Raw genomic sequence first — 12,617 nt, forward strand, 5'->3', positions numbered from 1 at the left:
CGACCTGCGCTCTTCCGACCACGCGTCGTGTGGAGTGCGTGGGCTCCAGGGTCTTCACACCCGACCCGGAAGTCCCGGAGAAGTCCGAGCGACGCCTGCCCACCCCCCTCCCGTCTCGCATTCGCGCGACTCGGGAGGGGTGCGGTGACGGTTTCCCGGAGAGCCGTCAGATGTCCCGGAACGTCTCGATCTGCGCCCCGATCGAGTTCAGCCGCTCCGCCAGGTCCTCGTAGCCGCGGTTGATGACATACACGTTGCGGAGCACCGACGTGCCCTCGGCGGCCATCATCGCCAGGAGGACGACCACGGCGGGGCGCAGCGCCGGGGGGCACATCATCTCGGCCGCGCGCCAGCGGGTGGGGCCCTCGACCAGGACGCGGTGCGGGTCCAGCAACTGGAGGCGCCCGCCCAGGCGGTTGAGGTCGGTCAGGTAGATCGCGCGGTTGTCGTAGACCCAGTCGTGGATGAGGGTCTGGCCCTGCGCGGAGGCCGCGATGGCCGCGAAGAACGGGACGTTGTCGATGTTCAGGCCGGGGAACGGCATCGGGTGGATCTTGTCGATGGGCGCCTCCAGCTTGGAGGGCCGGACGGTGAGGTCCACCAGCCGGGTGCGGCCGTTGTCGGCGACGTACTCCGGGGTGCGGTCGTGGTCGAGGCCCATCTCCTCCAGGACCGCCAGCTCGATCTCCAGGAACTCGATCGGCACCCGGCGCACCGTCAGCTCCGACTCCGTCACCACCGCCGCGGCCAGCAGGCTCATCGCCTCGACCGGGTCCTCGGAGGGGGAGTAGTCCACGTCGACGTCGATGACCGGTACGCCGTGCACCGTCAGGGTCGTGGTGCCGATGCCCTCGACCTCGACACCCAGGGCCTCCAGGAAGAAGCAGAGGTCCTGGACCATGTAGTTGGAGGACGCGTTGCGGATGACGGTGACGCCCTCGTGGCGGGCCGCCGCCAGCAGCGCGTTCTCGGTGACCGTGTCCCCGCGCTCGGTGAGGACGATCGGGCGGTCCGGGCGGGCCGAGCGGTCGACGGCCGCGTGGTACTGGCCCTCGGTCGCCGCCACCTCCAGGCCGAACCGGCGCAGCGCGATCATGTGCGGCTCGATGGTCCGGGTGCCCAGGTCGCAGCCGCCCGCGTACGGGAGCATGAAGCGGTCCATCCGGTGCAGCAGCGGGCCCAGGAACATGATGATGGAGCGGGTGCGCACCGCCGCCTCGGCGTCGATGGACTCCATGTCCAGCTCGGCCGGCGGCACGAGTTCCAGGTCGACGCCGTCGTTGATCCAGCGGGTGCGGACGCCGATGGAGTTGAGGACCTCCAGCAGGCGGTAGACCTCCTCGATGCGGGCGACCCGCCGCAGCACCGTCCGCCCCTTGTTGAGCAGGGAGGCGCAGAGCAGGGCGACGCACGCGTTCTTGCTGGTCTTGACGTCGATCGCCCCGGAGAGGCGACGGCCGCCGACCACCCGCAGATGCATCGGGCCGGCATAGCCCAGGGAGACGATCTCGCTGTCCAGCGCCTCACCGATCCGCGCGATCATCTCAAGGCTGATGTTCTGGTTGCCGCGTTCGATGCGGTTGACCGCGCTCTGGCTGGTACCGAGCGCCTCCGCGAGCTGGGACTGCGTCCAGCCGCGGTGCTGCCGCGCATCACGGATGAGCTTGCCGATGCGTACGAGGTAGTCGTCTGCCATGAGGTTGAGGCTATCTCAGATATGAGATGGCGCTCGCCAGGGGGGTCCGTTCGGGTGATGCGCCGCCAGAAGGGCGCCCGGGCCGGGTCCGTGCCCGGCCCGCGGAGCGCGCGCCTCGGGTCCGCGCCCCGTCCGTGTCGTGTCGGCACGCTTCCTCCCGGTGGCCCGGATCCCCGGGCTCGTCCATTCGGCTTCCCGGTACGGCGGGGCGTCGGGCCCCGATTGTCCGGCGCGGCACGGTTTGTCGCCCCGGGGGCGGTTCCGGTCGCGCCTGACGAGTACCCCGGTCCGCCGAAATGACGACCGCCTCCGCCGCGACGGCGGTCGACCCCCTGTGACGGCGGCCGGTCCCGCCGCGATGACCGTCGGCCCCCTTGCGGCGGCGGCCGGTCCCCTCGCGACGGCGGCCGATCCCTCCGTCCCGGTGAGGGACGCGCGGTTTCGGGGACCCGGGCTCCGGGCGGTTCCGGGCGGGCGGGGCTTCCGTGCCCCGCGCGCCCTCCGCCGCCCCTTCCGGGCGCGGCCCGGCGGCCGTTCGCTCCTTCCGGATGCGGGCGCCCGGCGGCGCGCGGTATCCACGAAGTGGTCCGGACATGACCTGTCGGCCCGCATGTATTACAGTTATCTCGACATCGAGATATCTGCCAGGCGCACCGCGGTCGCCACCCAGTGAGGGTTACCTAACTTAGCCTTACCTTAGCGGATCGGTCGGGCCGGTGTGGCGGCAGGATGCGGTGGTACGCGCACATCAATGAAGGAGACTGTCGTGTCGGCGAACAGCTTCGACGCCCGCAGCACGCTGCAGGTGGGCGACGAGTCGTACGAGATCTTCCGGCTGGACAAGGTCGAGGGCTCCGCGCGCCTTCCCTACAGCCTGAAGGTGCTGCTGGAGAACCTGCTCCGCACCGAGGACGGCGCGAACATCACCGCCGACCACATCCGTGCCCTCGGCGGCTGGGACTCGCAGGCCCAGCCGTCGCAGGAGATCCAGTTCACGCCGGCCCGCGTGATCATGCAGGACTTCACCGGCGTGCCCTGCGTCGTGGACCTCGCCACCATGCGCGAGGCCGTGAAGGACCTCGGCGGCGACGCCGCGAAGATCAACCCGCTGGCCCCGGCCGAACTGGTCATCGACCACTCCGTCATCGCCGACAAGTTCGGCACCAACGACGCCTTCAAGCAGAACGTCGACCTGGAGTACGGCCGCAACCGCGAGCGCTACCAGTTCCTGCGCTGGGGCCAGACCGCGTTCGACGAGTTCAAGGTCGTCCCGCCGGGCACCGGCATCGTCCACCAGGTGAACATCGAGCACCTGGCCCGCGTCGTCATGGTCCGCGACGGCAAGGCCTACCCCGACACCCTGGTCGGCACCGACTCGCACACCACCATGGTCAACGGCCTGGGCGTGCTGGGCTGGGGCGTCGGCGGCATCGAGGCCGAGGCCGCGATGCTCGGCCAGCCGGTCTCCATGCTGATCCCGCGCGTCGTGGGCTTCAAGCTGACCGGTGAGCTGACCCCCGGCACCACCGCCACCGACCTCGTGCTCACCATCACCGAGATGCTGCGCAAGCACGGTGTCGTCGGCAAGTTCGTCGAGTTCTACGGCGAGGGCGTGGCCGCGACCAGCCTGGCCAACCGCGCCACCATCGGCAACATGTCGCCCGAGTTCGGCTCCACCGCCGCGATCTTCCCGATCGACGACGAGACGCTGAACTACCTGCGCCTGACCGGCCGCAGCGGCCAGCAGGTCGCCCTCGTCGAGGCGTACGCCAAGGAGCAGGGCCTCTGGCTGGACCCGAAGGCCGAGCCGGACTTCTCCGAGAAGCTGGAGCTCGACCTCGCCACGGTCGTGCCCTCCATCGCCGGCCCGAAGCGCCCGCAGGACCGCATCGTCCTCGCCAACGCCGCGCAGCAGTTCGCGTCGGACGTCCTCAACTACGTGGACGTGGTGGACGAGGCGGGCAAGGAGTCCTTCCCGGCCTCCGACTCCCCGGCCGTCTCCAACGGCGCCCCGAGCAACCCGGTCCCCGTCACCGCCCCCGACGGCACCACCTACGAGCTGGACCACGGTGCGGTGACGGTCGCGGCCATCACCTCCTGCACCAACACCTCCAACCCGTACGTCATGGTCGCCGCCGCCCTGGTGGCCAAGAAGGCGGTCGAGAAGGGCCTGACCCGCAAGCCGTGGGTCAAGACCACCCTCGCCCCGGGCTCCAAGGTCGTCACCGACTACTTCGAGAAGTCGGGCCTCACCCCGTACCTCGACAAGGTCGGCTTCAACCTGGTCGGTTACGGCTGCACCACCTGCATCGGCAACTCCGGCCCGCTGCCGGACGAGGTCTCCAAGGCCGTCAACGAGCACGACCTGGCCGTGGCGTCGGTCCTCTCCGGCAACCGGAACTTCGAGGGCCGCATCAACCCCGACGTCAAGATGAACTACCTGGCGTCCCCGCCGCTGGTCGTCGCCTACGCGCTGGCCGGCTCCATGAAGGTGGACGTCACCAGGGACGCCCTGGGCGCGGACCAGGACGGCAACCCGGTCTACCTGAAGGACATCTGGCCCTCCGAGGCCGAGGTCAACGACGTCGTCGCCAACGCCATCGGCGAGGACATGTTCACCAAGTCCTACAGCGACGTCTTCGCGGGCGACGCCCAGTGGCAGGCGCTGCCCATCCCCACCGGCGACACCTTCGACTGGGACGCCGAGTCCACCTACGTGCGCAAGCCCCCGTACTTCGAGGGCATGGGCATGGAGCCGGCCCCGGTCGAGGACATCTCCGGCGCCCGGGTGCTCGCCAAGCTGGGCGACTCGGTCACCACCGACCACATCTCCCCGGCGGGTGCCATCAAGGCCGACACCCCGGCCGGCCAGTACCTCACGGAGCACGGCATCGAGCGCCGCGACTTCAACAGCTACGGCTCGCGCCGCGGCAACCACGAGGTCATGATCCGCGGCACGTTCGCCAACATCCGCCTGCGCAACCAGATCGCGCCGGGCACCGAGGGCGGCTACACCCGCGACTTCACCCGCGACGGCGGCCCGGTGTCGTTCATCTACGACGCCTCCCGCAACTACATCGCGCAGGGCACCCCGCTGGTCGTCCTGGCCGGCAAGGAGTACGGCTCCGGCTCGTCCCGCGACTGGGCGGCCAAGGGCACCGCGCTGCTCGGCGTCAAGGCCGTCGTCGCCGAGTCCTACGAGCGCATCCACCGCTCCAACCTCATCGGTATGGGCGTCCTCCCGCTCCAGTTCCCCGAGGGCCAGACCGCGGAGAGCCTCGGCCTGACCGGCGAGGAGTCCTTCTCCGTCAGCGGCGTCACCGAGCTGAACGACGGCACGACCCCGCGCACGGTCAAGGTCACCACCGACAGCGGTGTCGAGTTCGACGCGGTCGTCCGCATCGACACCCCCGGTGAGGCCGACTACTACCGCAACGGCGGCATCCTGCAGTACGTGCTGCGCAGCCTGATCCGCAAGTAGGCGGTACGGCACGGCGGTTGAGGGCCGCATCCCCGCACGGCGGGGGTGCGGCCCTCCGTCGTCCCCGGACGGCCGGACCGCGGCCTCCGACCCTGTGTGCCGGACCTGCGGGGCCCCTCCGCGGGACGTACGGGCCCCTCCGCGCCCGTGGCGGGGCCCCACGGGGCCGTACGGGGCGTACGTGCACGGAGAGAGGCGGGGCCCGGGGCGCGGGGGAGTGGCGGGGCGGGACGGCGCCTCCGGGGCCCCTGAGGGCTTGACCGGGGGGGCCTCCATGTCGTTCGTCAAGGCACCCCTGTCGGGTTTGGGGTGGTTCGGTGTTGCTGGGGTTATGCGGCGAGTGCGACGTCCGCGGGTGTGCGGGGTTCGTAGAAGGTGCCGTCGCGGAGCATGGCGAACAGGACGCTGATGCGCTGGCGGGCGAGGCGGAAGGTGACCGGGCGCCACTGCGGACCTGTTGGGCACCACCGCCCTCACGCATACCGAACGTCGCAGTTCCACCACGTTCCGCGACCTCTGGAGTTCTCGAGGGCCGGGTTCGGTGTTCTGCGGCGGTTCCGTGACCGGCGGGGGCGGACGGCGTGCCTTCGATCTCAGGGGACCGGCCGACCCGGCCACGCCTTCCCTGCTGCTTCCCCGGTGAGGGGCCGCTGATCGACCGCCAGGCCCTGGCTGCCTCGGTATCCGGGTCACGCCCCGCGTGGGAACGCTGCGGACCGGTCCCGCCCAGGAGGCCGTCTGCCCGTCCACGTGAGTGGCCGTTGCCTTTCCCATCTCAAGAGACTTTGGCCGAACTGGTGTCTTGGCTGAATGAGCTGCCCGTCGGCCGTGGCCCACCCCTGATGGGTCGTCTATGAGCCGGGCGGGGGCGGGACGCCCTCGCGCTGCCTCTGAGGTCCGGCCGGACCGATAGATGCCGCGTTCGACGCTCAACTCGTCCACCGAGGGGGCAGCATGGACGGGGATGTGGTCCTGGTGCAGGACTCTGGATGTGACGTCGGGGGGGCGTGTGATTACTGGGTTGACTGTGGAGGCCGGCGGGTTCGAGCTCGTCGTCGACGGTGATGGGCTCGGTTCCCGGAGGTTGCTCCAGGACCCTGATGTCGCGTGGCTGACCGCCGTCGCGGGCCGGTATGTGGACACGGTCCGCGGCGGCTCCCAGCGGCCGGCACTGCTCACGCTGGGGCGGGAGTTGTACCGGTGGCTGGACGGGGACCGACAGCTGTTGACGCGGTTACGGGAGGAGGCCCCGGTGCCGCTGCTGTTCGAGGTTCGCGCGCCGAAGCGGCCCTCGGCCGTGGAGTGGGCCCTGCTGCGGGCCCCCTTCGAACTGCTTGCCGAACCCGGGGGCGGGTTCCTGGCCGAGGAGGCCGAGCAGTTCGCGGTGGTGCGCAGGCTCGGCCGCCCGGGGCCGACGCGATCCCTGGACGACAAGCGGCTCGGGGTCGCGTTCATGGCCTCAGCGCCCCGAGGACAGAGCGAACTGGACTTCGAGGCAGAGGAGCTGGCGGTCCTGGGGGCTGTCGGGGAGACGAGCCTGGACCTGGTCGTCGAGGACTCGGGCGACCCTGAGCAGCTGGGTCTGCGGCTGTCGGAACTGGGCGGGATGCCGGTGGTCCATCTGTCGTGCCATGGGCTGAACAACTGGCGCAAGGACCCCGAGGCGCCTGCCACACCGGTCCTGCTACTGGAGGACGACCTGGGGGACGGGCGTCCGACCAGCGCGAAGGAGCTGGTGGGCCTGCTGACGCCCCCGCCTCGGCTGGCGTTCGTGTCGGCCTGCCTGACGGCGACCGGTGCGGACGTGGCCGGGCACCTTCCCGCGGGCGCCGGGCGCCGCGGTGCCCCGGACGCCGGGCCGGGGGCAGCGGTGGCGCACTCGCTGGCCACGGAGCTGGTGGCCGCCGGGATCCCCGCGGTCATCGGCTGGGACGGTTCGGTCGGCGACCGGACCGCCACCCTCTTCGCCGAGCACCTGTACGTCCAGCTCAGCCGCCGGGTCGCGGTGGCCGGGGCCGTGGCCGCTGCCCGCCTCCGCCTGCTGGAGTGCCCCGACGAGCACGTGCGCGCCGACTGGCACCTGGCACGGCTGTGGCTGGGGCCCGCGGGCGGCGGCCCGCTCGTCGCGGGCACCGTCAAGCGCCAGATGGTGCCCGCGCACCACGCGACCACGAGGTTCCTGGACCGCAAGCACCAGCTGCCGGTCGCCGCCGCGGGGATGTTCGTCGGCCGACGCCCGGAACTGCAGCAGGCGCTGCGCGCCCTGCGCGGCCGGCACAAGGGGGGCGTGCTGCTCCACGGGCAGGGCAGGCTGGGCAAGTCGAGCCTGGCCGCCCGGATCGCCGACCGCCTCCCGGACTGGGCCGTCGCGGTCGTGTTCGGCGACTACACCCGGGCGGCGGTCCTCGACGCCGTCGAGGAGGCCGTCGCCCGGATTCCCGACGCCCGCAACCTCGTCAAGGACAGGCGCGCCGACGTCCGCGAGCATCCGGACCTCTTCCGGGCGCTCATGATCGACCTGCTGGCCGGGCCGTGCGCCCAGGCGGAGGGCGGGCGCAGGCCCCTCCTGCTGATCATCGACGACCTCGAACAGGTCCTGGCCGACGACCCCGACGGCCCGCACCGGGTCCATGCCGGGGCCGCCGAGATGCTTGCCGACGTCCTTGCCGCATTCGACCCGGCCGCCACCGACAGCCGGCTCCTGCTCACCAGCCGCTACACCTTCGGCCTCGACGGCCTGGAGAACCGCCTGGAACCGGTCCAGCTCCGACCGCTCCACGGAGCGGCCCGGCACAAGCTCCGCCGCCGCCAGCAGGAACTCGCCACCACCGAGAACCGGGTACCGGACACCGAACTGGCCCACCGGACCGAACTGGCCCGCCGCGCCATGGACGTCAGCCGCGGCAACCCCGGACTGCAGGACCTCATCGGACTGCGCCTGGTCTACGGCGAACAGGTCGACCCGGCCCGCGCCGAGGCCGCCATCACCGCGATGGAGGCCTACCTGAGCCAGGGCGACCCGGCCCACGACCCCGACCTCGCCGCGTTCCTGGAGAACCTGGCCCTGGACACCCTCCTCCAGCAGGCCGGCCCCGCCAACCGCGACCTGCTGCGCGCCTGCACCCTGTTCACCCTCCCCGTCCCGCAGCCCGTCGTCGACACCCTCGCCGAAGCGGTCGGCGGATCGGCCTCCCGCCTGCGCGGCCTCGGCCTCCTGGACGCCTACCCGGACGGCTACCACCGGCCCGTGGCCGCCGTGGCCGTCAACGCCCTGGCCACCGGACACCTGACCCCCCTCAGCCACGACGAACGCACCGCCCTGGCCACCCTGGCCGTCGAACCGCTCCACACCCGATGGGGCGGACCCACACCCAAAACCCCCCGCGACGGCGACCTGGACCTGCAGCTGACCCGCCTCGCACAGGACGCCGACCACCCCGCCATCACCGCCGACTGCGCCGCCACGGCCGTACACGCCCTGCGCCAGGGCCCGGCCTCCGACGCCGCCGAATTCGGCCACCACGCCATCGCCCTCCTCGACCGCCACCACCACCCGGTCCCCCTCACCCTGCTGCGCGCTGTCGCCGACGCGGCCGTCACCAGCGGCGAAGGCGACCGAGCCGACGCCCTCCTGCACCGCGCCATCCAGCAGATCCGGACCAACCAGCAGCTCACCGACCCCGCAGACCGCGCGGCAGTCCTCTACGACCACGCCAACCGCCTGATCACCCGCGGCGAAACCGGACAGGCCGAGACTCTGCTCCACCAGGCCCAGCGACTGTTCACCGACCTCGGCGACACCCGCTCCGCCGCGATCACCTGGGGTCGGATCGCGGACATCCTGGAGCGGCGCGGGGAGGTCGAGGAGGCGCTGCGGATCCGCCACGAGGTCCAGCTGCCGGCCTTCGAGCGGGTCGGCGACAGCCGCTCCGCCGCGGTCACCTGGGGGAAGATCGCGGACGTCCTGGAGCAGCGTGGGGAGGTCGAGGAGGCGCTGCGGATCCGCCACGAGGTCCAGCTGCCGGCCTTCGAGCGGGTCGGCGACAGCCGCTCCGCCGCGGTCACCTGGGGGAAGATCGCGGACGTCCTGGAGCAGCGTGGGGAGGTCGAGGAGGCGCTGCGGATCCGCCACGAGGTCCAGCTGCCGGCCTTCGAGCGGGTCGGCGACAGCCGCTCCGCCGCGGTCACCTGGGGGAAGATCGCGGACGTCCTGCAGCAGCGCGGGGAGGTCGAGGAAGCACTGCGGATCCGCCACGAGGTCCAGCTGCCGGCCTTCGAGCGGGTCGGCGACACCCGCTCCGCCGCGGCCACCTGGGGGAAGATCGCGGACGTCCTGCAGCAGCGCGGGGAGGTCGAGGAAGCACTGCGGATCCGCAACGAGATCCAGCTGCCGGCCTTCGAGCGGATCGGCGACACCCGCGAGGCTGCGGCCACCCGGGGGCAGATCGCGGACGTCCTGCAGCAGCGCGGGGAGGTCGAGGAAGCACTGCGGATCCGCAACGAGATCCAGCTGCCGGAGTACGAGCGGATCGGCGACACCCGCTCCGCCGCGATCACCCGGGGGAAGATCGCGGACATCCTGGAGCGGCGCGGGGAGGTCGAGGAGGCACTGCGGATCCGCCACGAGATCGAACTGCCGGAGTACGAGCGGATCGGCGACACCCGCTCCGCCGCGGTCACCTGGGGGAAGATCGCGGACGTCCTGCAGCGGCGTGGGGAGGTCGAGGAGGCGCTGCGGATCCGCCACGAGATCGAACTGCCGGCCTTCGAGCGGGTCGGCGACACCCGCGAGGCTGCGGTCACCTGGGGGAAGATCGCGGACGTCCTGCAGCAGCGCGGGGAGGTCGAGGAAGCACTGCGGATCCGCCACGAGGTCCAGCTGCCGGAGTACGAGCGGATCGGCGACAGCCGCTCCGCCGCGGTCACCTGGGGGAAGATCGCGGACGTCCTGCAGCAGCGCGGGGAGGTCGAGGAGGCGCTGCGGATCCGCCACGAGGTCCAGCTGCCGGCCTTCGAGCGGGTCGGCGACAGCCGCTCCGCCGCGGTCACCTGGGGGCAGATCGCGGACGTCCTGCAGCGGCGTGGGGAGGTCGAGGAGGCGCTGCGGATCCGCAACGAGATCGAACTGCCGGCCTTCGAGCGGGTCGGCGACACCCGCTCCGCCGCGATCACCTGGGGTCGGATCGCGGACATCCTGGAGCAGCGTGGGGAGGTCGAGGAGGCACTGCGGATCCGCAACGAGATCGAACTGCCGGCCTTCGAGCGGGTCGGCGACACCCGCGAGGCTGCGGTCACCTGGGGGAAGATCGCGGACGTCCTGCAGCAGCGTGGGGAGGTCGAGGAGGCACTGCGGATCCGCCACGAGGTCCAGCTGCCGGAGTACGAGCGGGTCGGCGACACCCGCGAGGCTGCGGTCACCTGGGGGAAGATCGCGGACGTCCTGCAGCAGCGCGGGGAGGTCGAGGAGGCACTGCGGATCCGCAACGAGGTCCAGCTGCCGGAGTACGAGCGGATCGGCGACACCCGCTCCGCCGCGATCACCCGGGGGCAGATCGCGGACATCCTGGAGCGGCGCGGGGAGGTCGAGGAGGCACTGCGGATCCGCAACGAGATCGAACTGCCGGAGTACGAGCGGATCGGCGACAGCCGCTCCGCCGCGGTCACCTGGGGGAAGATCGCGGACGTCCTGCAGCGGCGCGGGGAGGTCGAGGAGGCGCTGCGGATCCGCCACGAGGTCCAGCTGCCGGCCTTCGAGCGGGTCGGCGACAGCCGCTCCGCCGCGGTCACCTGGGGGAAGATCGCGGACGTCCTGGAGCAGCGTGGGGAGGTCGAGGAGGCGCTGCGGATCCGCCACGAGGTCCAGCTGCCGGAGTACGAGCGGATCGGCGACAGCCGCTCCGCTGCGGTCACCTGGGGGAAGATCGCGGACGTCCTGGAGCAGCGTGGGGAGGTCGAGGAGGCGCTGCGGATCCGCCACGAGATCGAACTGCCGGAGTACGAGCGGATCGGCGACAGCCGCTCCGCTGCGGTCACCTGGGGGAAGATCGCGGACGTCCTGCAGCAGCGCGGGGAGGTCGAGGAAGCACTGCGGATCCGCCACGAGGTCCAGCTGCCGGAGTACGAGCGGATCGGCGACACCCGCTCCGCCGCGGTCACCTGGGGTCGGATCGCGGACGTCCTGCAGCAGCGTGGGGAGGTCGAGGAGGCACTGCGGATCCGCAACGAGATCGAACTGCCGGCCTTCGAGCGGGTCGGCGACACCCGCGAGGCTGCGGTCACCTGGGGGAAGATCGCGGACGTCCTGCAGCGGCGCGGGGAGGTCGAGGAAGCACTGCGGATCCGCAACGAGATCGAACTGCCGGAGTACGAGCGGATCGGCGACACCCGCTCCGCCGCGATCACCCGGGGGCAGATCGCGGACATCCTGGAGCGGCGCGGGGAGGTCGAGGAGGCCGTTGAACTGCAGCTGAAGCGCCTGGAGGTCAACGAGCAGCTCGGCGATATCGACGGCATCGCAGCAGCCAGCTGGGATCTTGCCCGGATCGACCTGAGCCGTCAGGATCGTCAAGCAGCGGAGCCGAGGCTGGTCCGCTCATTCCGGCTCTTCGAGCAACTGCAACGGGCTGACGGCATCGCGGTCGTCGGGATCCGCCTGGGGCAGGTCCTGCTGGCCAGAGGCGTCCACGCCCAGGCCCGACAGGTGCTCCGGACGTGCCGGGCCGCTGCTTCCGTGATCGGTGCAGCAGGCATCGTGGCCCAGGCCGACGAGCTCATGGAAACCATCGACGACGAAGACGAGGAATCATGATCATCGAGATTGCCGGCCCCGGGGCCGACGCCGCCCGGGAGAGCATCGCGGCGGTCACCGCCGACTGGGGCCACCCGGCCCATGCCCTCCCGCCTGCCGCAACGGTGACCCGCCCGGACACCAAGGGCGTCGACTTTGTGGCGGTGACGTCACTGCTCCTGTCCGTTCCCTCTGCCGTGCTCGCGGTCGCAGACATCGCCGATCGTATCCGCAAGCGGCGCCGCGCCGGCGAACTCATCGAACGAGCCCGGCAGCTCTCCACCGAGCAGACGACGGCACGGCTCGTGCGCGCGGACCACTCCGTCGACCTCGCCGCCCTCACCGCCGACCAGCTCCTTGACCTCATCGCCGACGAACCCCCGGCGGACTGAACTCCGGGATCCGACCCCCGGGGGCCGCGGCCGGCCGATGCAGTTGCCTTGGGTCTTTCGCCTGCTGCTCCCTCTCCTCGCGGGCCCGGGCCAAGGCGCGGGCGCGGGCGGGATCGTGGGCGGCACGGCGGTTGGCGAGGATCGGGCTGTCGTACGTCAGGTCCGCGATGTGCTTGTCGGCGGGCTCGCGCCACCGTGCGGCCTCGGGGGTGCCTCTATGTCGTTCGTCAAGGCGCCCCTGTCGGGTTTGGGGTGGTTCGG

4 protein-coding genes are annotated in these 12,617 nt (G+C 71.6%); 3 read left to right on the plus strand and 1 reads right to left on the minus strand.

The window, feature by feature from the left end; translation table 11 throughout:
* Nucleotides 1-166: 166 nt before the first annotated feature.
* Nucleotides 167-1,696, minus strand: coding sequence for a helix-turn-helix domain-containing protein (locus ACZ7LB_RS23690; RefSeq protein WP_471470909.1), 1,530 nt, complete (start codon nt 1,694-1,696; stop codon nt 167-169).
* A gap of 766 nt (nt 1,697-2,462) precedes the next feature.
* Here ACZ7LB_RS23690 and acnA point away from each other — a divergent pair.
* The 3 genes from acnA to ACZ7LB_RS23705 all read left to right on the plus strand — a co-directional run bounded on the left by acnA (nt 2,463) and on the right by ACZ7LB_RS23705 (nt 12,356).
* Nucleotides 2,463-5,177: an aconitate hydratase AcnA gene (gene acnA / locus ACZ7LB_RS23695; protein ID WP_471471038.1), complete on the plus strand. Its 2,715-nt coding sequence runs from the start codon at nt 2,463-2,465 to the stop codon at nt 5,175-5,177.
* A 1,027-nt stretch (nt 5,178-6,204) separates the two neighbouring features.
* Nucleotides 6,205-11,985 carry a CHAT domain-containing protein gene (locus tag ACZ7LB_RS23700; RefSeq protein WP_471471040.1) on the plus strand — a complete coding sequence of 1,927 codons (5,781 nt, stop codon included), beginning with the start codon at nt 6,205-6,207 and terminating at the stop codon, nt 11,983-11,985.
* Nucleotides 11,982-12,356 carry a hypothetical protein gene (locus ACZ7LB_RS23705; RefSeq protein WP_471470911.1) on the plus strand — a complete coding sequence of 125 codons (375 nt, stop codon included), beginning with the start codon at nt 11,982-11,984 and terminating at the stop codon, nt 12,354-12,356. Before ACZ7LB_RS23700 ends, ACZ7LB_RS23705 begins: the two co-directional genes overlap by 4 nt.
* The last annotated feature ends 261 nt before the right edge of the window (nt 12,357-12,617 follow it).

The sequence above is a fragment of the Streptomyces sp. NPDC107521 genome (assembly GCF_055598485.1).

Excerpts from the sequence above, each read along its gene's own strand:
- ACZ7LB_RS23690 (WP_471470909.1), bottom strand. The coding sequence starts at position 1,696 with ATGGCAGACGACTACCTCGTACGCATCGGCAAGCTCATCCGTGATGCG.
- ACZ7LB_RS23705 (WP_471470911.1), top strand. The coding sequence starts at position 11,982 with ATGATCATCGAGATTGCCGGCCCCGGGGCCGACGCCGCCCGGGAGAGC.